24 protein-coding genes are annotated in these 23,183 nt (G+C 68.3%); 11 read left to right on the forward strand and 13 right to left on the reverse strand.

The features are described from left to right. Positions 1-20: 20 nt before the first annotated feature. Together FO044_RS15000 and FO044_RS03905 are read left to right on the forward strand one after the other, a co-directional pair. The gene (locus FO044_RS15000; RefSeq protein WP_165943116.1) at positions 21-776 is read left to right on the forward strand and encodes an SDR family oxidoreductase; all 756 of its coding nucleotides are present in this window, start codon (positions 21-23) and stop codon (positions 774-776) included. After that, entirely contained in the window at positions 776-1,288 is a 513-nt protein-coding gene (locus FO044_RS03905; RefSeq protein ID WP_132994129.1) for an aminoacyl-tRNA deacylase, read from the forward strand. The genes FO044_RS15000 and FO044_RS03905 overlap by 1 nt, the downstream gene beginning before the upstream one ends. Here FO044_RS03905 and coaA read toward each other — a convergent pair. Continuing rightward, positions 1,260-2,201 carry a type I pantothenate kinase gene (gene coaA / locus FO044_RS03910; RefSeq protein WP_132994016.1) on the reverse strand — a complete coding sequence of 314 codons (942 nt, stop codon included), beginning with the start codon at positions 2,199-2,201 and terminating at the stop codon, positions 1,260-1,262. The genes FO044_RS03905 and coaA overlap by 29 nt on opposite strands. Before the next feature lie 53 nt (positions 2,202-2,254). Between coaA and FO044_RS03915 the strand changes: the two genes are divergently transcribed. The 4 genes from FO044_RS03915 to phoH2 all read left to right on the forward strand — a co-directional run bounded on the left by FO044_RS03915 (position 2,255) and on the right by phoH2 (position 7,348). Further along, positions 2,255-3,481: a DUF885 domain-containing protein gene (locus FO044_RS03915; protein WP_132994015.1), complete on the forward strand. Its 1,227-nt coding sequence runs from the start codon at positions 2,255-2,257 to the stop codon at positions 3,479-3,481. Positions 3,482-3,492: 11 nt separating this feature from the next. Next, on the forward strand, positions 3,493-4,785 hold the full coding sequence (gene glyA, locus FO044_RS03920) for a serine hydroxymethyltransferase (protein WP_132994014.1): 1,293 nt from the start codon (positions 3,493-3,495) through the stop codon (positions 4,783-4,785). Between the two features lie 48 nt (positions 4,786-4,833). Beyond that, the gene (locus tag FO044_RS03925) at positions 4,834-5,703 is read left to right on the forward strand and encodes an acyl-ACP desaturase (RefSeq protein WP_132994013.1); all 870 of its coding nucleotides are present in this window, start codon (positions 4,834-4,836) and stop codon (positions 5,701-5,703) included. A 343-nt stretch (positions 5,704-6,046) separates the two neighbouring features. Continuing rightward, positions 6,047-7,348 (forward strand): RNA 5'-3' helicase PhoH2, encoded by a 1,302-nt coding sequence (gene phoH2, locus FO044_RS03930; protein ID WP_132994012.1) that lies wholly within the window; start codon positions 6,047-6,049, stop codon positions 7,346-7,348. A gap of 78 nt (positions 7,349-7,426) precedes the next feature. Here the strand turns inward: phoH2 and FO044_RS03935 are convergent, their stop codons facing one another. From FO044_RS03935 to FO044_RS03945, 3 genes are all read right to left on the reverse strand, one after another. Then, the gene (locus FO044_RS03935; protein WP_132994011.1) at positions 7,427-8,251 is read right to left on the reverse strand and encodes an endonuclease domain-containing protein; all 825 of its coding nucleotides are present in this window, start codon (positions 8,249-8,251) and stop codon (positions 7,427-7,429) included. Positions 8,252-8,426: 175 nt separating this feature from the next. After that, complete coding sequence (locus FO044_RS03940; RefSeq protein WP_132994010.1) at positions 8,427-9,029, reverse strand: class I SAM-dependent methyltransferase; 603 nt, start codon at positions 9,027-9,029, stop codon at positions 8,427-8,429. A 29-nt stretch (positions 9,030-9,058) separates the two neighbouring features. Continuing rightward, positions 9,059-9,505: a DUF4190 domain-containing protein gene (locus tag FO044_RS03945; protein ID WP_235831527.1), complete on the reverse strand. Its 447-nt coding sequence runs from the start codon at positions 9,503-9,505 to the stop codon at positions 9,059-9,061. A 194-nt stretch (positions 9,506-9,699) separates the two neighbouring features. Here FO044_RS03945 and FO044_RS03950 point away from each other — a divergent pair, with 194 nt between their 5' ends. After that, a complete protein-coding gene (locus FO044_RS03950; protein WP_132994009.1) occupies positions 9,700-10,569 on the forward strand; it encodes a L,D-transpeptidase family protein in 870 nt (289 codons plus the stop codon). Between the two features lie 103 nt (positions 10,570-10,672). Here the strand turns inward: FO044_RS03950 and FO044_RS03955 are convergent, their stop codons facing one another. Genes FO044_RS03955 through FO044_RS03965 form a run of 3 tightly spaced genes read right to left on the reverse strand, consistent with a single transcriptional unit; the run spans position 10,673 to position 13,210 of the window. Continuing rightward, positions 10,673-11,356 carry a PIG-L deacetylase family protein gene (locus tag FO044_RS03955; RefSeq protein WP_132994008.1) on the reverse strand — a complete coding sequence of 228 codons (684 nt, stop codon included), beginning with the start codon at positions 11,354-11,356 and terminating at the stop codon, positions 10,673-10,675. Positions 11,357-11,405: 49 nt separating this feature from the next. Continuing rightward, positions 11,406-12,035, reverse strand: coding sequence for a response regulator (locus FO044_RS03960; protein WP_132994007.1), 630 nt, complete (start codon positions 12,033-12,035; stop codon positions 11,406-11,408). Next, a complete protein-coding gene (locus FO044_RS03965) occupies positions 12,032-13,210 on the reverse strand; it encodes a sensor histidine kinase (protein WP_132994006.1) in 1,179 nt (392 codons plus the stop codon). Before FO044_RS03965 ends, FO044_RS03960 begins: the two co-directional genes overlap by 4 nt. Before the next feature lie 242 nt (positions 13,211-13,452). Here FO044_RS03965 and FO044_RS03970 point away from each other — a divergent pair, with 242 nt between their 5' ends. Next, complete coding sequence (locus tag FO044_RS03970) at positions 13,453-14,388, forward strand: FtsX-like permease family protein (protein ID WP_235831526.1); 936 nt, start codon at positions 13,453-13,455, stop codon at positions 14,386-14,388. Between the two features lie 47 nt (positions 14,389-14,435). After that, positions 14,436-15,122 carry an ABC transporter ATP-binding protein gene (locus FO044_RS03975; protein WP_132994004.1) on the forward strand — a complete coding sequence of 229 codons (687 nt, stop codon included), beginning with the start codon at positions 14,436-14,438 and terminating at the stop codon, positions 15,120-15,122. A 70-nt stretch (positions 15,123-15,192) separates the two neighbouring features. Here the strand turns inward: FO044_RS03975 and glpX are convergent, their stop codons facing one another. Continuing rightward, positions 15,193-16,182, reverse strand: coding sequence for a class II fructose-bisphosphatase (gene glpX / locus FO044_RS03980; protein ID WP_132994003.1), 990 nt, complete (start codon positions 16,180-16,182; stop codon positions 15,193-15,195). 112 nt (positions 16,183-16,294) lie between these two features. Between glpX and FO044_RS03985 the strand changes: the two genes are divergently transcribed. Next, on the forward strand, positions 16,295-16,876 hold the full coding sequence (locus FO044_RS03985) for a DUF4245 domain-containing protein (protein WP_132994002.1): 582 nt from the start codon (positions 16,295-16,297) through the stop codon (positions 16,874-16,876). A gap of 12 nt (positions 16,877-16,888) precedes the next feature. Here FO044_RS03985 and FO044_RS03990 read toward each other — a convergent pair whose 3' ends face one another. Genes FO044_RS03990 through FO044_RS04000 form a run of 3 tightly spaced genes read right to left on the reverse strand, consistent with a single transcriptional unit; the run spans position 16,889 to position 19,109 of the window. Continuing rightward, positions 16,889-17,143 carry an exodeoxyribonuclease VII small subunit gene (locus tag FO044_RS03990; protein WP_186290581.1) on the reverse strand — a complete coding sequence of 85 codons (255 nt, stop codon included), beginning with the start codon at positions 17,141-17,143 and terminating at the stop codon, positions 16,889-16,891. Next, entirely contained in the window at positions 17,140-18,405 is a 1,266-nt protein-coding gene (gene xseA / locus FO044_RS03995; protein ID WP_132994001.1) for an exodeoxyribonuclease VII large subunit, read from the reverse strand. The genes FO044_RS03990 and xseA overlap by 4 nt, the downstream gene beginning before the upstream one ends. Further along, a complete protein-coding gene (locus FO044_RS04000) occupies positions 18,402-19,109 on the reverse strand; it encodes a lipid droplet-associated protein (protein WP_132994000.1) in 708 nt (235 codons plus the stop codon). The genes xseA and FO044_RS04000 overlap by 4 nt, the downstream gene beginning before the upstream one ends. Positions 19,110-19,143: 34 nt before the next feature. Between FO044_RS04000 and FO044_RS04005 the strand changes: the two genes are divergently transcribed. Continuing rightward, positions 19,144-20,109 carry a 4-hydroxy-3-methylbut-2-enyl diphosphate reductase gene (locus FO044_RS04005; protein WP_132993999.1) on the forward strand — a complete coding sequence of 322 codons (966 nt, stop codon included), beginning with the start codon at positions 19,144-19,146 and terminating at the stop codon, positions 20,107-20,109. 37 nt (positions 20,110-20,146) lie between these two features. On the opposite strand, the gene mycP is transcribed toward FO044_RS04005, so the two are convergent. Both mycP and eccD read right to left on the reverse strand, forming a co-directional pair. Continuing rightward, entirely contained in the window at positions 20,147-21,532 is a 1,386-nt protein-coding gene (gene mycP / locus FO044_RS04010) for a type VII secretion-associated serine protease mycosin (protein ID WP_235831525.1), read from the reverse strand. Further along, entirely contained in the window at positions 21,522-22,985 is a 1,464-nt protein-coding gene (gene eccD / locus FO044_RS04015) for a type VII secretion integral membrane protein EccD (RefSeq protein ID WP_143965352.1), read from the reverse strand. Before eccD ends, mycP begins: the two co-directional genes overlap by 11 nt. Between the last annotated feature and the right edge of the window lie 198 nt (positions 22,986-23,183).

Here is a 23,183-nt window from a genome sequence, read left to right on the forward strand (position 1 = left end):
TCCTAGACGAGAGGATTCGCGTGCGAGTGACAGTGGTCGGTGCAACCGGACAATTCGGCGCCCTCGTCAGTGAGCGGCTCGAAGAATCCGGCGGCGCCGTCGTCCGCGCACATCGGGGCAGCGGGGTCAACGCGGTCACCGGAGAGGGCCTCGCCGACGCGTGCGCCGGCTCCGACGTGATCGTCGACGTCACCAACTTCGCGTCGCGGAGCGGAGCGAAGTCGCGGCGGTTCTTCGGTTCGGTCGCACGCAACGTCTCGCTCGTCGCCAGTCAGACCGGGGCGCACGTCGTGTACCTCACGATCGTGGGTGCGGCCGAGCCGGACGTGCACGCCAAGATGGGGCATTACCAGGGCAAAGCCGAGCAGGAGTCGGTATACGCCGCCGAGTTGGGGGCCGGCGCGACCGCCGTCGCATCCGTCCAGTGGTACTCGCTGGCCGAGACCTTCCTGTCGATGATGAAGGTCGGGCCGGTTGCGATGCTGCCGCACATGCTCAGCAAGCCCGCGGCCGCGGAGGACGTGGCCGCGGAGTTCGCGCGCGTCGTGCTCGACCCGAACCGGCCGCAGCGGTTCACCGTCGCCGGACCCGACGTGATCGACATGGCCGATGTCGGGCGACGGATCGCGGCGGTGGACGGGAAACCGAAGAGGATCCGGGCGATCAACTTCGGCGGCCCCGCGATGCGGTCGGGGAAGCTGATCCCCGACCGTCCCGACGCGGTCACCGCCATCACGCTCGATCAGTGGCTGGACGCCCGTACCCGAGGCCGCTGATGGCGGCGACGCCCGCTGTCGCTGCGCTGGAGCAGGCAGGTGTCGATGCCGCCGTCCACCGGTACCCGCACGATCGTCGTTCCACCGATTACGGTGCGGAGGCCGTCGAGGCGATGGCCGAACTCGGCATTCCGGCGGAACGGATCCTCAAGACCCTGGTCGTCGAGGTGGCGGCGGCCGACGGCGTGCGAGGACTGGCCGTCGCCGTCGTTCCGGTACCGGAGAAATTGTCGCTCAAAGCCGTGGCGAAAGCGCTGGGTGCCGCGAAGGTGACCATGGCCGATACGCAGAAAGTCACGCGGACAACGGGTTACGTCATCGGGGGTGTGTCCCCGGTTGGTCAGAAGTCGGCGTTGCCGACGGTGATCGATGAGTCGGCGCTCATCTGGGACACGGTGCTGTGCAGTGCCGGCAGGCGTGGTCTGGAGATCGAACTCGCACCCGCGGACCTCGTCGCCGTCACCGGTGCGGTCGTCGCCGACATCACAGCTTCCGCAGGCGGACGCGGTTGATCGCGTGGTCACGGTCCTTGCGGAGCACGACCGTCGCACGTGGTCGGGTCGGCAGGATGTTCTCGATCAGGTTGGGCCGGTTGATCGACGTCCAGATGTCGCGGGCCGCGATCCGCGCCTGCTGATCGGTCAACGACGCGTAGTGGTGGAAGTGCGCGGCCGGATTGGCGAACGACGTCGTCCGCATCTGCAGGAAGCGGGCGATGTACCAGCGCTCGATGTCGGAGGTCTTCGCGTCGACGTAGATCGAGAAGTCGAACAGGTCGGCAACCGCGAGGGTCGCACCGGTCTGCAGCACGTTCAGGCCTTCGACGATTAGGATGTCGGGCTGCCGGACCTCGTGCACCTCGTCGGGGACGATGTCGTAGCTGACATGCGAGTACACCGGGGCGGTCACCAGTGCCGCACCGGATTTCACCTCGGTGACGAAGCGCAGGAGTGCGCGCCGGTCGTACGACTCGGGGAAGCCCTTGCGGTGCATGATCCCGCGGCGTTCGAGTTCGGCAGTCGGATAGAGGAACCCGTCCGTGGTGACCAGATCGACCTTGGGGTGGGTCTCCCACCGGGAGAGCAGCTTGGCCAGCACGCGGGCCGTCGTCGACTTGCCGACCGCGACGCTGCCCGCGATGCCGATGACGAAGGGCACCTGCCGGTTTCGCTGGTGCTCGCCGAGGAACGTCGACGTGGCGGCGAACAGCCGCTGGCGCGCCTCGACCTGGAGGTGGATGAGTCGGGAGATCGGCAGGTACACCTCGGCGACCTCGTTGAGGTCGATCTGCTCACCCATGCCGACGAGCTCTTCGAGTTCGTCCTCGTTGAGGACCATCGGCATCGACTGTCGCAATTCACGCCATTGCCGACGGTCGAGTTCGAGGTACAGGCCGGGGTCGCGATCACTGGAATGGCGAGCCATGGATGGTAACGGTACAGGCTGCGCCACGGAGAGCGATCGGTAGCGTGAACGGCATGACAGCAGCGGCGCGCACCTCGGACGATCCGGTGATCGAGTACCTACGCCTGGGCTTGGCCTTCGATCGCGTCGAGGAGGGGTTCGTCGACGCCTTCACGGGTGATCCGGAGCTGCGCGCCGAAGCGGAGAACGCTCCTCGCCCCGAGCCCGCGGACCTCGCGGTACGCGCCCGGGAACTGCTCTCCCGCCTGCCCGACGGGCTGCCGGCTGATCGCGCCGAGTTCGTCGCCGCGCACGTGCGGGCGCTGGAGTGCTCGGCTCGCAAGTTCGCGGGCGAGGACATCGGATTCGTCGACGAGGTCCGCGCCTACTTCGACGTCGACATCGCTCCCGCCGATGACGCGCACTACCGCCAGGCCCACGAGCGCCTCGCCGACGCCCTCGGCGTCCCCGGCGCCACCGGGGAGACGCTGCGCGCCGAGTACCAGCGGTACCGGCGCAACGAGGAGATCCCGGCGAAGCTGACCGAACCGTTGATCGATGCGTTCGCCAGCAGCCTGCGCGACGTCGTCCGCGCCGAGTTCCCGCTGCCGACAGATGAGGTCGTCGAGTTCGAGGTGGTCTCCGACAAGCCGTGGTCGGGATTCAACTACTACCGCGGCGACTACCGGTCGACGGTCGCGGTCAACACCGATCTTCCGCAGCACATGTCGAACCTGCCCGGGCTGATCGCCCACGAGGCGTACCCGGGACACCACACCGAGCACTGCCGAAAGGAGCGTGAACTCGTCGGCACCGGGCAGCTCGAGCACCAGATCTTCCTCGTCAACACGCCGCAGTGCCTGATGGCCGAAGGGCTCGCCGATCATGCGCTCGTCGCCGCGATGGGCGCGTCCTGGCAGGAGTGGGCAGCCGAGGTATACGCGGACTTCGGTCTCCGGTTCGACGCGGAGAAGGCGCGTGCGGTGTCCGGTGCGGCGGCCGGGCTGCTCACTGTCCGGCAGGATGCGGCGCTCGCCCTGCACGACCGCCATCAGGACGCCGACACCGTCGCCGCATTCCTGGAGAAGTGGTTGCTGGTGGCGCCGGATCGTGCGCGTCAGATGCTCCGATTTCTGACCTCGCCGCTCTGGCGTGCCTACATCTCCACCTATGTGGAGGGTTACCAGTTGCTCGGCACGTGGCTCGACGACGCGCCCGCTGGAGGCCGACTCGGCCGATTCGGACGCCTGCTCGACGAACCGCTCACCCCGGCGGTTCTCCGATCCGAGCTCGCGCTCTAGACTTGGCTGCTATGAGCCTGTTTACGCAGTCCCTGGCCGACCTCGATCCCGACGTCGCCGCAGCCATGAACGGCGAGCTGTCGCGCCAGCGCGACACGCTCGAGATGATCGCGTCGGAGAACTTCGTGCCGCGCGCAGTGCTGCAGGCGCAGGGCAGCGTGCTGACCAACAAGTACGCCGAGGGCTACCCGGGCCGCCGCTACTACGGCGGCTGCGAGTACGTCGACGTCGTCGAGGACATCGCGCGCGCCCGGGCCAAGGAGCTCTTCGGCGCCGAGTTCGCCAACGTCCAGTCGCATGCGGGCGCGCAGGCGAACGCCGCCGTCCTGCAGGCGCTCATGCAGCCGGGCGAGACCCTGCTGGGGCTCGACCTCGCGCACGGCGGTCACCTCACCCACGGCATGCGCCTCAACTTCTCGGGCAAGCTGTACGAGAACGTCTTCTACGGCGTGAGCAAGGAGGACTTCCGCGTCGACATGGACGAGGTGCGCAAGATCGCCCTCGACTCCAAGCCGAAGGTGATCGTCGCAGGCTGGTCCGCCTACCCGCGCACGCTCGACTTCGCGGCCTTCCGATCGATCGCCGACGAGGTCGGCGCGCACCTGTGGGTCGACATGGCGCACTTCGCGGGCCTCGTGGCAGCGGGTCTGCACCCGAACCCCGTCGAGCACGCCGACGTCGTCTCCACCACCGTCCACAAGACCCTCGGCGGACCGCGGTCGGGCATGATCCTCGCCAAGCAGGAGTGGGCCAAGAAGCTGAACTCGGCGGTGTTCCCCGGTCAGCAGGGCGGACCGCTCATGCACGCCGTCGCAGCCAAGGCCGTCGCACTGAAGGTCGCAGGCACCGACGAGTTCGCCGAACGTCAGCGTCGCACCGTCTCGGGCGCCAAGATCCTCGCTGACCGGCTGCTGCACGACGACGTCTCGAAGGCGGGCGTCACCGTCCTCACCGGCGGCACCGACGTCCACCTGGTGCTCGTCGACCTGCGCGATTCCGACCTCGACGGCCAGCAGGCGGAGGATCTGCTGCACGAGATCGGCATCACCGTCAACCGGAACGCCGTGCCCTTCGATCCGCGTCCGCCGATGGTCACCTCGGGGCTGCGAATCGGTACCCCGGCGCTCGCGACGCGCGGGTTCGGCGACACCGAGTTCGCCGAGGTCGCCGACATCATCGCGACGGCTCTCGCCGCCGGAAAATCAGCCGACGTCGCCGCCCTGCGCGGACGTGTCAGCGCCCTCGCGCTCGATTTCCCCCTGTACGAGGGACTCGAGCAGTGGGGTCTGATGAGCGGCGAGTGAGAGCCTACGGTTACGTAACGTTCAGTCAGGTCGTTTAGGGTGGTTCACGTGTCAGTTTTGAGTGAAGACGAGTTGGTCACTGCGCTGGAGAAGGCGCTCCCGGAGATCACCGAGGACCACGCCGCCAACATGGTGGCCTGGAACCCGAGTGAATGGGTGCCCTGGGACAAGGGCCGGAACTTCGCGTTCCTGGGTGGCGAGGACTACGACCCCAGCGAGCAGTCGCTGTCGGACACCTCTGCGGCCGGACTCCTGGCGCTGCTCCTGACGAAGGACAACCTGCCGTCCTTCCACCGCATCCTCGCCAAGCACTTCCCGCCGTTCTCCGACTGGCGTCAGCTCGTCGGCGCGTGGACCGCTGAGGACAACCGGCACTCGATCGTGCTGCGCGACTACCTGGTGGTCACGCGTGCGACCGACCCCGTCGACGCCGAGAACCGGCGCCGGATCCACGTGGTCGCCGGCTGGCGCCAGTCGCCGGAGGCCGTCGCCGGGCTCGGACCGATGGACGCGCTGGCCATGCTGGCGGTTCACGAGAACCAATGCGCGCACTTCGCTGCTGAGTTGATCAAGACCGTCGACGACGAAGAGCTGGTCCAGATCCTGGAGAAGGTCCGCGCCGATGACGCCGCGCAGGCCACCTGGTTCGCCGACTTCCTCGCCGCGGGCACGGTCGCCGATCAGGAGACGACCGTCCTCGCCGTGGATCGCGCGCTCGAGGCGATCGAGCACATCGGCTCGGACGTCGCCGACTTCGAGGCCCAGATGGAGCTCCTCGCCGATTTCGAGACCGCTGCATCCGACGCGGCGATCGCCCGTACGCTCGCCGATGCACTCAAGATCGAGAGCCTGCAGAGCCTCAGTGATGAGGCGCAGGCCGCTCGCGATCGCATCCTGGAGCGTGCTTCCGCGAGCTGATCGGCCGCCCGGCAGTTCTCCGGACCAGGCGTTCGAGTCCCGACCAGGGACTTGAACGCCTGGTTTCTTTTCGCCGGTCATCGGGTCGTTTTCGCGTTACTCAAGGTTCACCGACACGCTGAACGCCATTGGCGAGTCGGCGACCTCTCCCGGCGTACGTTGAGCCTTGACGGGCCGTGGGGAAGCGGTTCGTTCGGGAGGTTCAATTCGTGCATCACTCACGTGTCACGAGAGGACCGGCCCCGGTCCTCGCCGACGTCGACTGACCTCGATACCAGGCAAGAACCGACCGGCCGGAGAAACTCGGACCGCGCGGGAGCCGCGCGGCGCCAAGGAGCCAGACGTGACCGCACGCACCTACGTCCTCGACACCTCCGTACTGCTTTCCGACCCATGGGCGGCGACCCGATTCGCCGAGCACCACGTCGTGCTGCCCCTGGTCGTGATCAGTGAGCTCGAGGGCAAACGCCACCACAGCGAACTCGGATGGTTCGCCCGTCAAGCGCTCCGACTCCTCGACGACATGCGCATCGAGCACGGACGCCTCGACGAGCCGCTGCCGGTCGGCGACGATGACGGAACCGTGCAGGTGGAGCTCAATCACACCGATCCGGCGATTCTGCCCGCCGGGTTCCGCACCGACACCAACGACTCGCGGATCCTCGCCTGCGCACTGAACCTGCGCGCCGAGGGACGCGACGTCACCCTGGTATCGAAGGACACGCCGCTCCGGGTGAAGGCCGGCGCGGTCGGTCTCGCGGCCGACGAGTACCACGCGCAGGACGTGGTGGTCTCAGGCTGGACCGGGATGAGCGAACTCGACGTGTCCGACATGGACGTCGACTCGCTGTTCTCCGACGGCGTGGTCGACGTCGACGACGCGCGTGATCTGCCCTGCCACACCGGTGTCCGGATGCTGAGCGCCGGTAACAGTGCGCTCGGCCGAGTCACCGAGAACAAGCAGGTCCAGTTGGTCCGCGGCGACCGTGAGGTATTCGGGATCCGCGGCCGTTCCGCGGAGCAGCGGGTGGCGCTCGATCTGCTTCTCGACGAATCGGTCGGCATCGTCTCACTGGGCGGCAAGGCGGGCACCGGTAAATCGGCCCTCGCGCTGTGCGCCGGACTGGAGGCGGTGCTCGAGCGCCGGACCCAGCGCAAACTGGTCGTCTTCCGGCCGCTGTACGCGGTCGGCGGACAGAATCTCGGGTACCTGCCCGGCAGCGAGTCGGAGAAGATGGGGCCGTGGGCCCAGGCGGTGTTCGACACCCTGGAAGGCCTGGTCTCCACCGAGGTCATAGAGGAGGTCCTCTCGCGCGGCATGCTCGAGGTGCTGCCGCTCACGCACATCCGCGGGCGGTCGCTCCACGACTCCTACGTCATCGTCGACGAGGCGCAGTCGCTGGAACGCAACGTGCTCCTGACGGTCCTGTCTCGTCTGGGCGGAGGCTCACGCGTGGTCCTCACACACGACGTCGCGCAGCGTGACAACCTGCGCGTCGGACGGCACGACGGTGTCGCTGCGGTCATCGAGAAGCTGAAGGGCCACCCGCTCTTCGCGCACATGACCCTCAACCGCAGTGAGCGGTCGCCGATCGCGGCGCTGGTCACCGAGATGCTCGAGGAATTCTCACCCAACACGCCGTAGAGGCGACGCGTCGTCGGAGTGGTACCGCACACGAGCGGCAACGGTCTATAGGGCAACGCCGTCGCTGTGCGGTACCACTCAGACGAGACGTGACGGACGCAGATGAGCGCCGTTTCGGACGGCGTCCATGATCTTCGCGGTGGTGACGTCCCAATCGAAGACGATCTGCCCGTAGGTGAACCGCAACGGCGTGTACCCGTGAGCGTGCGCATCGACGTCCCGGACGCGGTCACCGCTGAAGTGCGAGCGGTCGGCGTGGTACTCCCACCCGTCGATCTCGATGATCAGGTAGTCGCCGACCAGCAGATCGACCCGGCCCACGCGCGGAATGGGGACCTGGATCCGGACTCGCACGTTCCGGCTGCGCAGCCACACCCGGAGCATGGTCTCGGGCCCGGACTCCGACCGGGCATCGCACCGGGCGAGCAGTCGGTGAATGCGTTTCGGTGCGTGCCGCAGTCGGTACTCGATCTCATCGGAACTCATCAACTGCGTGTTCAGCAGAGAGTCGCAGACGACGACGAAACCCCCGTCGTCCAGGCAGCGCGCAGCGTATGCCAGAGCGGTCGGCAGATCGTCGACGGCGCCGTACTCCGACTCGGGCCGGCCGAACCGGCGGCAGAACGGCCCGGGGAGATTCTGCACCGCCCAGCGGTTTCCACGCACATGCAGATCGTGATGCTTCGGCACCCAGACTCCCGCTCGGCCCAGAGCGGAGACACAGCTGAGCACGCCCCCGCGGGCCACGGCGCGGACGACGTCGCCCGGAGCATCGCCGACCGCGTACCAGCCGTGGCGCAGCCGACGCGCGGTGCCGTCTCGGACGAGGCTCTCGAATCCCGCGCGTCCCTGGATACCGCGGATCTCCGCGGCCGTGTACACGCCGCTGCGCATCTGCTCCATGACCAGAGGATCGCCGAGCGCTGTGCGAGCGGTGGCCGCGAATCGTCAGACGATCGGCGATTGTGGATGGTTCAGCGATTTCCCACAGTCGTGGCGCCTCCTGTCACTCGTCTGAGTGGTACCGCTCAGGATCGGCATTGCCCTATAGGGCGACGCCACCCGTCAGCGGTACCACTCAGACGTGACGCAGGATCGACACCGCGAAATCTGCGCCGTCGTGCCAGGGTTTCACGTCCCACGTGGACAGACGAAGGTCCACGCGCAGTCCGGCCTCGGCGACGGCGGCGTCGAAATCGTCGACGGAGAGCCGCGCCGTGTGGAAGCCGGTGACGATGAAGCCGTCGTCGGCGAGGTGCTCGCGCAGGCGCGTGAGCACGAGTGCCTCGGTATCGGGTGCGACGAAAGCCAGCACGTTCCCGGCGCAGACGATCGCGTCGAAGGTGAGGCGGTCATCCGCGTCGCGGAGGTCGAGTGCAGCGAGGTCGCCGACGCGCCAGTCCGGACCCGGGTAGTCCTCCAGAGCGGCATCGATGAGCTTCGGATCGACGTCCACGCCGACTACGTCGTGTCCGGCGCCATGCAGGTATCCACCGATGCGCCCGGGGCCGCAGCCCGCATCCAGGATGCGGGCTGCGCGGCCGACCATGGCATCGACCAGGCGCGCCTCACCTGCGAGATCGGCTCCCTCAGCGGCCATCGTGCGGAACCGCTCGATGTACCACTCGCTGTGTCCGGGCTCGGTCTCGGTGATCCAGCGGGGTGGGGGAGGAGTAGTCATAGCACCAAGGTTACGGATGGCGCCTCGCCTCAGGAGCAAGCATTCATCTGATCCGGGGTGTCTGCCTGTTCGATGCAATCGCTGTAGTTGGACATGTCGTTGCCGATCTCGTCGAGGTCAGTCCCGAGTTGGTCGACTGCAGTGAAGAACATGACGATCCCGATAATGCCTCCGACGATCGCGAGCACACCCGTCACGATTCCTGCGATGGCGGTCTTCTTGTTCGAGGCCTTGTTCTTCCTCACCCGGCTGAGCCCCGCGAGACCGAGGACGAACGCGATCACGCCGAGAATGAAGCCGATGAAGCCGGTGATCGGCATCAGGCAGAACAGCAGGCCGACGATTCCCGTAATCAGTGCGGCAATGCCCAACCCGTTTCGTTCGGGGTTCTGTTGCGCTAGGTAATGAGCGATTGCCTCGTGGTCGGGGCCGTTCTGCGGGTTGTAAGGCTGGGCGGTGGTCAATTCGTCCTCCACTGGTCGTCTCGTCGGATTTGTTCGATACATGACCAGGATCGAGGCAGGTCGGATCACGGGAGGTGAGATTGGCGGGAAGTCATACGTATGAGTGAATCGGCGAGTTGCGGAAAGGTGACGATGCTCTCCCGGGGTGGCCAATCGACCGTATTGTCTGGCACGGTGGGATGATGCTGAAGTTACTAATGAGGCGTATGTGGCAAGTGGGGCTAGTGGTGTTGGCGAGCGTCGTCGCACTGGCAGCCGGAGCAGGGCAGGCGTTCGCCGCGCCGACATCGCCCGCTCCCACACCGGAGTCGGAGGGCGGCGTCACGTCGCTGATCGATGGACTTCTGAAGAACCTGCAGGGAGGACCGGGTGCGCAGTCCACGCCCGGGAAGACCGCAGAGGAAACCGGGCAGATGATCGTCGTCACGGCGCCGGTCGCGTCGTCGCAGACGGCTACGCTCACCGCTTTCGAGAAGGACGAGGCCGGCAAGTGGAAGCCGGTCATCGGCCCGACCAAGGCGATGCTCGGCGAGAAGGGCATGGGCAAGGCGCAGGACAACGTCCCGCGCACGCCGCAGGGCACCTTCCCGCTCGACCAGGCATTCGGCCGCAAGGACAACCCGGGCACCAAGATGCCGTACTTCAAGGCGGATGCGCAGGACTGGTGGGACTCGGACCCGAAGTCGCCGACCTACAACACGCACGTGGAGCAGGCGAAGAGCCCAGGCGGAGACAGTGAGAACCTGTACAAGGCGGGCCCGGTCTACGACTACGCCGTGAACATCGCGCACAATCCTGAGCGCGTACCGGGTGACGCATCGGCCATGTTCCTGCACGTCACCAACGAAAAGCCCACCGAGGGCTGTGTCGCGATCGAGCGCGAGAAGATGGTCGACGTCCTCAAGTGGCTCGATCCGGCGAAGAAGCCGAAGATCACGGTCGGCGTGAACGTGGACGCGCCCAAGGAGGCTCCGAAGGCGGAGACCAGCCCGAACGGTGACGTGCTCGGTGGTCTGCTCGGCAACCTCGCCGCGCTCATCCCGGACACGCTGAAGGGCATGCTCCCCACGAGCTGATCGCGACCGACGACCAGATAATTCCACACGAACCCTTCAGCGAGCCGAGGCCGTACGCGATTCACGCGTACGGCCTCGGCCTTACTGTCCGCCGGGGGCGGTGCTAGCGTCTCGGTGCTTCGCGCAGGAGCGTGAACCCGGTGGCCTGTTCGGCGGCGAAGCCGTCGACGCCTCCGGTCATCCGCTCGACTGTCGCGCGGGCCTGATCGGGGACGGGCGTCTGCGGGTCGAGCACCTCGAGGTACATCTGGTGGCAGGACAGCGACTCGACTGCAGCCTCGACGAATCCGGTCACGTCCACCGCGTGCGTGGCGTCGGGTCCGTTGCAGTACAACTGTCGCGGTGGCCGGTCGAGCGAGTCGTACGCGGCGACGACGGCCTGCGCGAACTGCATGTGGTCGCGCTGGTTGGGAAAGCCCGGTGCCCATTCGGGGCCGCCGTACAGGCTCAGCACCACATCGGGTCCGACCCGTTCGATGGTCTCGGCGACCTTCGCTCGCAACTCCGGCGTATCGAAGATCTCGCTGTCCGGGAAGCCCCAGAACTCGACCTCGTCGACGCCGACCACCTTCGCGGAAGCGACCTGCTCCTTCTCGCGCAGCGGCCCGGCCTCGGTCGGATCCATGCCCTCGATGCCTGCCTCACCGCTTGTGGCGAGGGCGTAGACGACTCGCTTGCCCTGCGATGTCCACCGGGCGACGGCGGCGGCCATCCCGTATTCGGGATCGTCCGGGTGCGCGACGAGGCAGAGGGCAGTGGACCAGTTCTCCGGGAATGGTTCGGCCATGAGGCCGAGCGTACGCGGGAGTCGTGGGCCCGGCGCGCTAGTGCGGAACTCAGCGGATGAGGCCGCGTTCCCGGGCGGCCGCGAGAACCTTCGTGCGACTGTTGACCCCGAGCTTGTCGAAGATGTGCACGAGGTGCGACTTGACCGTCGCCTCCGAGATGAACAGCCTGCGGGCGATCTCCCGGTTGGATCCGCCTTCGGCGAGCTGCGCGACGATGTCGAGTTCGCGGGCGGTGAGAGCCGCCTCGCGCGAGGTGACGCGGGTCAGCAGCTTGGCGGCGATGGCCGGACCGAGGACGGTCTCCCCGGCGGCGGCGGACCGGATGGCGCCGACCAGCGTCTCCGGTGAAGCGTCCTTGAGCAGATAGCCCACGGCGCCCGCTTCGACGGCGCGCACGATGTCGGTGTCGGATTGGTACGTGGTCACGATCAGCACCTGCGGTGGATCGGCGAGCGCACGGATCGACTGGGTCGCGTACACGCCGTCGGCCGACGGATCGGCACCGTGCAGCCGCAGGTCCATCAGCACCACGTCGAGGCCGGTGGTCGACGCGATCCGGACGGACTCGGCGGCTTCGCCGGCCTCGGCGACGACGGTGAAGTCATCGACGGCGCCCAGTACGGCTCGCAGGCCAGCGCGGACGACGGGATGATCGTCAACGATCATGATGCGGATCATCGTTGCCTTTCGATCGGGACGCTGACGTGGATTGTAGTGCCGTCGTCGGGAGCCGACTCGACGGTCAGATCGCCGCCGCACGTACGGATCCGGGCGCGCATCGCCCGCAGCCCGAAACCACTTCCCTCGGCGGACGCGGGAGCGGGTGAAGGTCGGTCCGGGTGCATGCCGACTCCGTCGTCGACGATGTCGAGGTGCACCTCTCCGGGCAGGTAGGTTAGGGTGACGGCGGCGGAGCGCGCGTCGGCGTGGCGGCGCACGTTCAGGAGGGCCTCCTGCACGGTGCGCTGCAAGGCGACCTGCACCTGGTCCGAGAGCGGCGCCGGGGCGCCGTGTTCGGCGAAGACCGCGTGGACGCCGTCCTGCGACAGCGCCGCGACCTGCTCGCCGAGCGCTCCGGAGAGTCCCTCGGCGGGTGACTCGGGGCCGTCGAGGCCGCGGAGGAAACGCCGCGATTCGGCGAGTGCGGTCTGGGCCGTGTCGAGTGCCGTCGCGGTCTGCGCTGTTCGCTGCTCGGCAGAAGTGGTCGGCGCCGTCGCGGCCCGCAGCAACATGATGATGCTGGCGAGGGATTGCCCGGTGCCGTCGTGGATTTCGCCACCGAGGCGCTCGCGTTCGGCGAGCACGCCCGCATCGCGCTCACGGGCTGCGAGCTGCTCGCGCGTGGCGATCAGCTCGTCGACGAGGCGGTCCCGTTCGTGCACCATCGCGGCGATCCGGCTGAACGCCTCGGTCATGGCCACCGCGGTCGCGATGCCGATGAGCGGTCCGATCACGCCGCCGGCGGTGAAGCCGCCGGTGTCGACGCGGACCGCGGTCACCGCGGTCACCGCGATCACGACCGCGACGGCGGCGGCGATCCCACGAGGGAGGAAGTGCCAGCAGAGAATCGCCAGCACGAATGCGATCCAGACGAAGTCGGACGAGATGACGGACAGGCCGATCCAACCGGCCGTCAGGATGAGCACCCAGGGGACCACCAGGTCGTGGCGGCCGCGGGCGGATGAGACCGCGCCGACGGCGTACCAGGCGGCCACCGCACCTGCACACGCGAGAGTGAGTACGTGGGTGCCGCTGTCGGCGACGGTGCTGGCGACGCCCACGATCATCAGCGTCGTGAACAGGATGTGACCTGCCCATTCGGCGTATCGGTCGGTGCTGCGGTCGTCGGTCATGTCTCCCAGTATCACCGCGATCCGGCGGTGCACGCGACGTCTACACCTTTCGATGGATATCGCGTCGTCGATAGGTGCACCCGAAAGTCGGCGTCCGGGGCGATGCCGGGGGAGGGGTCTCCGAGACAACCTGGAGTAGTCCCGGCGAACAGCTGGGTGTGCATCTCTCAGGAGGATTCGAAGTGTATATCGGCTGGCGCGAGATCCGCGACGCTAAAGGAAGATTCGCACTGATCAGCGGTGTGATCGCATTACTGGCTCTGATGGTCGTCATGCTGTCCGCGCTGACCGCGGGACTGGATGAGGAGTCCACGTCGGCGGTCCGCGCACTGCCCGGCGACACCGTGATCACACAGTCCGGCGCCGACGGTGCGGCGTCGAGCCTCACCGACAGCCGGGTGGACACGTCGGCCATCGACCAGATCCGCCTCGGCGACGGCGACGCGACGGTCCTCGGCGTGGCCAACACGCGGATCACCGCCGACGGCCGCGCGGCCGCAGCAGCCGCATTCGGGTTCAGTGACGTCGACCAGGTGACCGTCGACTCCGAGACCGCGGAGTCGCTCGGGGTGTCTGCCGGATCGGAGGTCGTCATCGGTACCGAGACGCTTCGGGTGGACGCGGTCGGCGACACCGGCAAGTACGCGCACACGCCGGTGGTGCAGATGCCGTACTCCACCTGGGTGTCGGCCACCGGCCGCGATGCGGCGTCCGCGGTGCTGACGGCCGATTCGTCGGCGCCCGCCGGTATGACCGCGACCGCGCACGGCGATGCGGTGTCACTGGTGCCGGGCTACAAGTCCGAGCATTCGTCGCTGCTGCTCATTCAGGGTCTTCTGCTGGCGATCTCGGCGATCGTGGTCTGCGGCTTCTTCGCAGTGTGGACCGGTCAGCGGGTGCGCTCGCTCGCCGTGGTCCGCGCCATGGGCGCAGGCCGCAACTACCTGATGCGCGACGGACTCGGCCAGGCTGCGGTGGTCCTCTTCGCAGGTCTGATCGCCGGCGGGGCGGTCGGCGCGATCGGCGCCTGGGTCGCGTCGGGCACCGTGCCCATCGCGTTCGACGCCGGGTCGATGGTCGCCCTGCTGGCAGGGATGGCGGTCCTGGGTCTGGCCGGCGCGGCGATCTCGCTGCGGCCGCTGGTCAAGGTCGATCCACTCACCGCACTCAACCGCTGATCCCACTCAACCGCTGATCAATCGTCATTCCCTGAAGGAGTAATCCAATGTCTCTCATTCTCGACAACGTGACCCTCACCTACCCGGACGGTGACCGTGACCGCGTCATGGCCGTCGACGGCGTCAGCCTCTCCGTGCCGCGCGGCAGCCTCGTCGGACTCACCGGCCCGTCGGGATGCGGCAAGTCCAGCGTCCTGTCCGTGGCGGGCACGCTCATCGCCCCCGATTCCGGCCACGTGGAGGTGGCGGGCGAGACGGTGGAGAACCTGGACGCCGAGGACCGGGCACGTCTGCGGCGCGAGCAGGTCGGCTTCGTGTTCCAGCACGACAATCTGCTGCCCGACCTGACTGCGCTCGAACAGGTCCTCCTGCCGATCCACCTGGCGGGCGGGAAACCCAACCGCCACAAGGCGCGTGCGCGCGATCTGCTCGCGGAGGTTGGGCTGGCTGACGCGGTGGACCGTCGTCCCGGTCAGCTGTCCGGCGGCATGCGGCAGCGCGTGAACATCGCGCGGGCGCTCATGGGCGATCCCGCGCTGCTGCTGGCCGATGAGCCGACCTCAGCCCTGGACTCGCACCGCGCCGCCGCGATGATCGATCTGCTCGTTCGGCTGGTGGCCGAACACGACGTGGCCGCGCTGTTCGTCACTCACGACATGCGGGCGCTGGAGGACGCCGACGACGTCGCCCGGATGCTCGACGGGCGGATCGCCGAGCTCACGCACGCGCGATAGATTCACCGCCTGACAGCAGTGGGCCCCGGTCACTCGACCGGGGCCCACTTACCTGTGTTCGAACGTCAGCTCAGAGGTCCAGGCGCGCGTACTCACGCAGCTTGGACGTCTGGTGCACACCCTCGATGGTGCGGATGGTGCCCGACTTGGAGCGCATGACGAGCGAGCGCGTGGTGGCGCCGTTCGGACGGTAGGTGACGCCGCGCAGCATGTCGCCGTTGGTGACGCCGGTGGCGCAGAAGAAGGCGTTCTCGCCGCGCACCAGGACGTCGTTGGTGAGTACCTGGTCGACGTCGAGTCCGGCGTCGATGGCCTTCTGTCGCTCGGCGTCGTCCTTCGGTGCGAGCTTGCCCTGGATCTCGCCGCCCATGCACTTCATCGCGACGGCGCTGATGATGCCCTCGGGGGTGCCGCCGACACCCATCAGCATGTCGACGGTGCTGTACTCGCCGGCCGCGGCGATCGCGCCTGCGACGTCGCCGTCGGAGATGAGGCGGATCTTGGCGCCGGCTTCGCGGATCTCGCCGATCAGGTCGGTGTGGCGGGGACGGTCGAGCACGACGACCGTCATGTCGGCGACGTCGATGCCCTTGGCCGCGGCGACGGAGTTGATGTTCCATTCGACGGACTGCTCGATGTCGATGGCACCCTTGGCGGCCGGGCCGACGGCGATCTTGTCCATGTAGAAGACGGCGGACGGGTCGTACATGGTGCCGCGCTCGGACACCGCGATCACCGCGATGGAGTTGGGACGGCCCTCGGCCATCAGCGTGGTGCCGTCGATCGGGTCGACGGCGACGTCCACCTCGGGGCCCTCGCCGTTACCGACCACCTCGCCGTTGTAGAGCATCGGCGCCTCGTCCTTCTCGCCCTCGCCGATGACGACGGTGCCGCGCATCGAGACGGTCGAGAGGAGTTCGCGCATGGCGTCGACGGCCGCGCCGTCGCCACCGTTCTTGTCGCCACGGCCAACCCAGCGCCCGGCAGCGAGCGCTGCGGCCTCGGTGACGCGGACGAGTTCCATCGCGAGGTTACGGTCGGGGGCTTGCTTCGACGACATGTGGCTCCGCTCCTGTGTGCACAAATCCAGACCCGGCCATTATTTCATGCGAGCGGGGTGGGTGCGGCTGCCGGGTGCTGAGACGGGGCCGGGCACGTGGATAATGGCGGCCATGGCCGACAAACCCCGGATCCTGAACGACGGCAAAGACCTGATGTGGTCGCTCATTCCGTTGGCGATACTCGTGCTGATCATCGCGGGCATCGCCGGAAGCTGCAGCTGGGGATTCGGCGAGAAGGCGAACGAGCAGAAGATCCCGCATTTCGACGTGACCGCGGGCCTGCGCGCCGATGCCGGTGTGATGCCGTTCCCGATCCGCGAACCGGCGGTTCCGGGTGAGTGGCAGGCCAACTCGGGGTCGACTCAGCAGATCGATTCGTCGACCAGCAGCAACGTCGGGTGGATCACCGAGGGCGGCGCCTACATCCAGTTGACGCAGACGGACGCCTCGGAGGAGGCGCTCCTGCGGAAGCTGATCGGCGACGAGGCGTCGGGCACCGGTACCCGCGACATCGCAGGCTGGACGTGGGTGACCTACGAGAACACCGAGCACCGTAAGGCGTGGATCGCCAACCGGGGCGACGTGCGCATCGGGGTCGAGAGCAGTGGTCACGATGAGTCGATGCAGCAGTTGGCGGCGGCCGTCGCCAAGGCTGCGCCGATCGCGGCGGACCGGCCGGTACCGGTTCCCTAGACCGCCCGGCAGCTACTCGTCCTCGGAGTCGTCGTCCGAGTTGAGCGCGGCCTCGATGCGCTCGCGTGCGCCTTCGAGGTGAGCGGTGCAGCGTTGGGCGAGCGCCTCTCCGCGTTCCCACAGTGCGAGTGACTCGTCCAGGCCGAGGCCACCGTGTTCGAGGGCCGCGACCACCTCGCTGAGCTCGTCGCGAGCGTCTTCGTATCCGAGTTCCTCGACGGGAGTCCGGTCGTCAGTGGTGTCGGCGAGGTCGTCACGACTCGTCACGATGCATCTCCTTCGTCGGTGGATTCGTTCGCGTGCACCCTCGCGCGGGTCGATCCGTCGGCCACCCGGATGCGGACCTGCGCACCGTCGGGCAGATCGGCAATCGTCCGCACGGCGTGCGGGGCGTCGGTGTCGGTGCGCTGCACGACGGCGTAACCGCGGGCGAGGGTCTGGGCCGGTCCCAGAGTGGCGAGGCGCGAGGCGAGCTGGGCGTGCCGGTGCTCCTCGACGGTGAGCAGGTGGCGGACGCTGCGGCGGATGTCGACGAGGGCGCCGTCGACCCGGTCCTGCCGGGAGTCGACGATCGTCAGGGGGCGGGCGAGCGCCGGCCGGGCGCGGAGGCCGTCGAGGACCCGCTGCTCGCGGTGCACCCAGTTCCGCAGGGCGTGCGCGCTGCGCTGCCGCAACGTCGCGATCGAGGCGAGTTCGGCCGTGACATCCGGAACGACGCGCTTGGCGGCGTCGGTCGGGGTGGCCGCGCGGATGTCGGCGGCCAGGTCGATCAGTGGATTGTCCGGCTCGTGGCCGATCGCGCTGACCACCGGAGTGCGGCACTCGGCGACGGCGCGCACGAGCGTCTCATCGGAGAAGGGCAGGAGGTCCTCGACGCTGCCGCCGCCGCGGGCGATCACGATCACCTGCACGCGCGGATCGGCGTCGAGTTCGGTGAGATGCGTGAGAATCGCCGGTACGGCGGTGGGGCCTTGAACAGGCGCATCGCGGACGTCGAACTGCACGGCCTCCCACCGTTGCTCCGCGACCGCGATGATGTCGCGCTGGGCGGCGCTCGCCCGCCCGCTGATCAGACCGATCGTGTGCGGAAGGAACGGGAGCGGTCGCTTGCGGCGCGCATCGAAGAGCCCCTCGGCGGCGAGGAGCGCCTTCACCCGCTCGATGCGGGCGAGTAACTCGCCGATGCCGACCGGCCGGATGTCGGTGATCCGCAGCGAGATGGTGCCGCGCCCTGCGTAGAAATTGGGGCGGCCGTAGACGACGACGCGTGCGCCCTCGGTCAACGGCACCGGGCTGCGGCGCAGCAGGTTGGGATCGCACGTCAGTGACAACGACATGTCGGCCGCCGGATCACGCAGCGTGAGGAACGCGGTGCGCGTGCCGGGACGCTGGTTGATCTGAGTGAGCTGCCCTTCCACCCACACCTGGCCGAGCTTGTGGATCCATTCGCCGATCTTGAAGCTGATCGTGCGCACCGGCCACGGCGCCTCCGCCGAATTGGCCGGCGTCTGCCCGCCCGGTGAGGTCACTTCCCGGCGTCAGACTTCTTCTGCTGGCTGGCGATGCGGTTGTCGATCATCGTCACGAACGGCGCCCGGTTGCGGTTCGCGCGCTCGTGGTCGGCGAGGGCCTGCAGGTCGTCGGCGCCGAGTCCGCGGACCTTGGCGCGAAGCTGTGCCAGAGTCAGCGTGTCGTACTCGAGCTCCTCGACGATCTCGGCGACCGAGCCCGACGATGCGGGTTTGGCCGCGCCGTTGCTGCTCGTGCCTGCGGCGACATCGGCCGGGACCGAGCTGTAGAGGGCGAGACGACCCTGCGCTGCAGGTGTGGAGTCGGTGGCCGGCTTGTCTGTGGGCTTAGCCACCGGAGCCTTAGCTGCCGGGGTCTTCGCCGCCGGCGCCTTGGTCGTCGGGGTTTTGGTCGCCGTGGCTTTGGTAGCGGGAGCCTTGGCCGACACGTTCGGCACCGGAGCGGGGGCGTCAGGCACCTCGTCCTCGTCGAACGTGGCCCATGCGGGCTGCTCTTCCGGTGCATCGAAGAACATCGAGAGCGCATCGTCGCCCTTGATGGCGAGTTCGGCGATGTTCTGCTGCAGTCGCATGCCTGCCTGGAGGCCGCTGCTGACCGCGGACATAGGGAAGGTGATGACGCGTGTCGGAAGTCTCCGGGCCTCTTCGACCGTGGTGACCAGCAATCCCGCTGCTACGCGTGCAGGGTACGGAGGACGATTCATGTAAACACCTTCTCACAGCCGTACCCTTGTTGTTATGGCTGAATCGAAGCGAGTCCTCCTTGCCTCCCCGCGCGGGTACTGCGCGGGAGTCGATCGTGCCGTCGAGGCCGTGGAACGAGCCCTCGACAAGCACGGTGCTCCCGTCTACGTGCGCAAGGAGATTGTTCACAATCGTCATGTGGTCGACACCCTCAGCGACCGGGGGGCGATCTTCGTCAACGAGACCGATGAGGTGCCCGAGGAGGCGATCGTCGTCTTCTCGGCGCACGGTGTCTCACCCGAGGTGCACCGCAGCGCCGCCGAACGGAAGCTCCAGACCATCGATGCCACCTGCCCGCTGGTGACCAAGGTGCACCAGGAGGCCAAGCGGTTCGCCCGCGACGACTACGACATCGTCCTCGTCGGACACGAAGGCCACGAGGAGGTCGAGGGCACCGCGGGCGAGGCTCCCCAGCACATCCAGTTGGTCGACGGCCCCGATGCGGTCGACAACGTCGAGGTGCGCGACCCCGAACGTGTCGTCTGGCTCTCGCAGACCACGCTGTCGGTGGACGAGACCATGCAGACGGTCAAGCGGTTGCGGGAGAAGTTCCCCGAACTGAACGATCCGCCGTCGGACGACATCTGCTACGCGACGCAGAACCGTCAGGTGGCGGTGAAGGCGATGGCGCCCAAATGCGATCTGGTGATCGTGGTGGGGTCGCAGAACTCGTCGAACTCGCAGCGCCTGGTCGAGGTGGCACTGCAGAACGGGGCGGCGTCGTCGTACCTGGTGGACTACGCCCGCGACATCGACCTCTCGTGGCTCGACGGCGTCACCACCATCGGCGTCACCTCGGGCGCTTCGGTGCCCGAGATCCTGGTCCGCGGTGTCATCGACCTGGTGGCCGAGCACGGCTTCGAGGACGTCGAGACCGTGACCACCGCCGAGGAGACACTGACCTTCGCGCTGCCGCGTGAGCTGCGGCCCGCCCGCGCTGCACCGCAGAGCCAGAGCTAGACAGGACCGAGCTCGACAGGACCAGAGCTAGGCGGAATCAGAGCTGGGCGGTGCGAGCGCGCCGCCCGGCCAGCACCACGCCGCAGGCCAGCACGGCACCGAGCAGAATCCGTGACAGGCCCGAATCGGCGACGGTGTCCGGTGAAGGAGCGGCGATGGCGTGCCCGGCGGCGGGATCGGGCATCGTCGCCGCACCGGGTAGCTCGGCGGTCAACGCCGCGACGGGATCGATGATTCCGTGACCGACTGCGGTGTCGTTCCCGCCACTGTGGGCGGTGCGCAGGATTCGCTCGAGTACGTCGTCGGCGGACGCTTCCGGGAAGCGCGAGCGAACGAGAGCGGCAGTACCCGCCACGTACGCGGCGGCGTAACTCGTCCCGGCGAGCGGAACCGCTCCGTCCGCGCCGGAGAGGGCGTTCACCAACCGAGGCCCATGGGGTCCGGGCGCGATGCTGACGGTGCCGGTACCCGGTGCGGCGACCGATACCCACGGTCCGCGCAGCGTGAACTCGGCGGGTGACCCGTCGATTGCGGTGGTGGCGCCGACCGACAGCACGAGCGGTGCGAAGCGCGCAGGAGTGGCGATGGTGGCGACCTTCGACCAGCCCGTCGCCGGTGAGGCGGCGGCCACCGGATTCTGGGTGCGGCACGACGTCGCATCAGCCAGATTGCCCGCTGCGACGACGGTGACGACATCCTGGTCGCGGGCATGCCGCAGTGCCCGCCCGACCTCGGAGTCGCCGGGGTTCTCGCCGCGTGGCAAGCAAGCCGTCTCGGAGATGTTGATGACGCCCGCACCGAGGTCGACCGCGCGCACGATGGCCTTGGCGAGGGTGGTGAGCGGACCGTAGCCGACGCCGACCGTGGCAGCGGAACCGCGTGCCGAGGTGGCGCGGTACGCGCCGCTGGACTGCCGGATCGAGATGATCGTGGCCTCCGGCGCCACTCCCACGAAGGCGTCGCCGGCCGACGGTCTGGCCGCGATGATGCCGGCGACCAACGTGCCGTGGGCGTCGCAGTCGCTGAGTCCGTCACCGTTCGAGACGTAGTCCCCGCCCGGGATCAGGTCGGGGAGCCGCCGATGCGGTGCGACACCGGTGTCGATGACCGCGACCTTCACCCCCGCGCCCCGGCTGAAGCGATGCGCCGTCGCCACGTCGAGGAGCGCATGTCCGGGCGGGGGAGCGGTCGAGTCGCCGGCCGCCGGGAGAGTCCGGGCGCACCGTGCATGCCTCCGGGTCGGCGACGAGGGGCGGATCGGGCCCGCAGCCGGGAGCGGTCCGGGTTCGATCACCGGAACCAATTGCGCGCCGACCGGAGTCGCGGCCGCCGACGATGCGAGCATCACCGGGCTGATGAACGCGATCAGGGCCGCGGTCAACGCAACGCGCAGGGGCTGACGGAGCACTCGGTCAGAGCTCACGGACCAGGCGATACGCGTCCAGAACCCAGAGGAGGAGCGGAAACAGGCAGACCAGAACGGCGTACTGCGCGATCTCGGCCGCTCGCACCTGCAACGGCGAATAGGTCTGCGCGGGAACGAGAGTGCCGGCGATCAGGGCCACGCAGCCGACTTCTGCGGCCCCGATCATCGCCGCGATGGCCGCCGACGACGAGTGCGCCGTCCATGCGGCGGCCGCGACCCCACCGGCGACGCACATCGCCGAGCCGACGATCAGACTCGTCGACTGCATTCGGTCGGCGTGCACTCGACCGCGCGTGAGCAGTGCCGATGCCACCGCCAGACAGTAGACGAGAGGAGTCCACGCCAGCTCGGCAGTCGCCGCGGTGATGACCGTCGCGGTCACCGTGAACGCGGTAGCACCGGACACGATGCCGGTCAGGTGCGACGCAGCCGACGCGGACCGGCGGGCGAGAGCAGTCAGATCGCCCAGGGCGAGATCGGCGATGGCCCCCAACGGATCCGGGGCGATCGGCCCCAACGCGTCGACGCCCTCGACCACCGAGCGTTCGGCGGCCGGGTCGGTGACGGTCGGCGCTGCCACCGGTACCGGTGGCAGCGGCAACCCGGCGGCTGCGATCGACAGGCGCCCGGCCGCGAGGAGCGTGCACACGCCGAGTGCGGCTGCGCCCGCGCCGAGAGCCGGGAGCGATAGGTCCCAGAGTGCGACGCAGGCGCCGATGACGGCGGTGAGTCCGCCCACCGTGGCGATCGAAGTGTGCACGGCCGTCGCACGCCCGGTGGCACGGTGTCCGACCGCCGCAACGGCGGTCGTTGCGATGCCGGTCAGCGCAACCTGCGACGCCGTCCCCGAACCGGCGGCGAAACCGGCCGCCGCTGCGAACGCCGTCGCCGCTGTCGATGCGACGGCCGATGTGCGCGGGTCCAACCCGATCCGGTGCCCGGCGAATGCGACGAGGACCAGCACCGACGTCGCGCCCGTGGTGAACCAGAGCACGGACGAGGTGTCGCCGCGAACCACTGCGGTGACTGCAGCCAGCGCGGAGATCCCGGCAGCGAGCAGGCCGATCGTATAGGCGGTGGTACGGGCTGCGGCGGCGGTCCATGGCTCACGTGTCTCACCGCTCAGGGCAGCCATCCCGGCCACCACGTCATCCACGATGGGCCCGGGTGTCGCGGGTGCGTCGTCGGTCAGCATCAGCAGGTCACCGTCGCGGATCTGCGATTCGGCGAGCGTCGCATCGGAAGCGAGAGTCTGTCCGCCGATGCGAGCCAGCGTCCAACGCGGCCCCTCCTGGGCCGCCTCACGCGATGGTTCAGCGGAGTCGATGCGCAGGACGGCGAGCACGTCCGGGAGCAGCGCCGCGAGCGGTACGTTCGCCGGGACCGCCAGGTCGGCCTGCGTGCGGCCCCCGACCACCGAGATACGCACAAGTCCGGATATAACGGTCATTCCGCAAACCCTCCCCCGAGGTTCTTGATACAACCTTGACCACGCCGTCAGGCGAGGATGGCGTCGACGTAATCACGTTCGACGCGGCTCCGGTCGGGATTCGGGGGAATCATCGGCTTCTGTGGATTCGCCGTTTTCGGCGGATTCGTCACGTGGATTCGGGGGAATCATGCGCACTGGTGGAATCGATCTGCACGC

The sequence above is a fragment of the Gordonia zhaorongruii genome, assembly GCF_007559005.1.
Classification (GTDB): domain Bacteria; phylum Actinomycetota; class Actinomycetes; order Mycobacteriales; family Mycobacteriaceae; genus Gordonia; species Gordonia zhaorongruii.

Excerpts from the sequence above, each read along its gene's own strand:
- FO044_RS03905 (WP_132994129.1), top strand. The coding sequence starts at position 776 with ATGGCGGCGACGCCCGCTGTCGCTGCGCTGGAGCAGGCAGGTGTCGAT.
- coaA (WP_132994016.1), bottom strand. The coding sequence starts at position 2,201 with ATGGCTCGCCATTCCAGTGATCGCGACCCCGGCCTGTACCTCGAACTC.
- FO044_RS03915 (WP_132994015.1), top strand. The coding sequence starts at position 2,255 with ATGACAGCAGCGGCGCGCACCTCGGACGATCCGGTGATCGAGTACCTA.
- glyA (WP_132994014.1), top strand. The coding sequence starts at position 3,493 with ATGAGCCTGTTTACGCAGTCCCTGGCCGACCTCGATCCCGACGTCGCC.
- FO044_RS03935 (WP_132994011.1), bottom strand. The coding sequence starts at position 8,251 with ATGGAGCAGATGCGCAGCGGCGTGTACACGGCCGCGGAGATCCGCGGT.
- FO044_RS03940 (WP_132994010.1), bottom strand. The coding sequence starts at position 9,029 with ATGACTACTCCTCCCCCACCCCGCTGGATCACCGAGACCGAGCCCGGA.
- FO044_RS03950 (WP_132994009.1), top strand. The coding sequence starts at position 9,700 with ATGTGGCAAGTGGGGCTAGTGGTGTTGGCGAGCGTCGTCGCACTGGCA.
- FO044_RS03955 (WP_132994008.1), bottom strand. The coding sequence starts at position 11,356 with ATGGCCGAACCATTCCCGGAGAACTGGTCCACTGCCCTCTGCCTCGTC.
- FO044_RS03960 (WP_132994007.1), bottom strand. The coding sequence starts at position 12,035 with ATGATCCGCATCATGATCGTTGACGATCATCCCGTCGTCCGCGCTGGC.
- FO044_RS03965 (WP_132994006.1), bottom strand. The coding sequence starts at position 13,210 with ATGACCGACGACCGCAGCACCGACCGATACGCCGAATGGGCAGGTCAC.
- FO044_RS03975 (WP_132994004.1), top strand. The coding sequence starts at position 14,436 with ATGTCTCTCATTCTCGACAACGTGACCCTCACCTACCCGGACGGTGAC.
- glpX (WP_132994003.1), bottom strand. The coding sequence starts at position 16,182 with ATGTCGTCGAAGCAAGCCCCCGACCGTAACCTCGCGATGGAACTCGTC.
- FO044_RS03985 (WP_132994002.1), top strand. The coding sequence starts at position 16,295 with ATGGCCGACAAACCCCGGATCCTGAACGACGGCAAAGACCTGATGTGG.
- FO044_RS04000 (WP_132994000.1), bottom strand. The coding sequence starts at position 19,109 with ATGAATCGTCCTCCGTACCCTGCACGCGTAGCAGCGGGATTGCTGGTC.
- FO044_RS04005 (WP_132993999.1), top strand. The coding sequence starts at position 19,144 with ATGGCTGAATCGAAGCGAGTCCTCCTTGCCTCCCCGCGCGGGTACTGC.
- eccD (WP_143965352.1), bottom strand. The coding sequence starts at position 22,985 with ATGACCGTTATATCCGGACTTGTGCGTATCTCGGTGGTCGGGGGCCGC.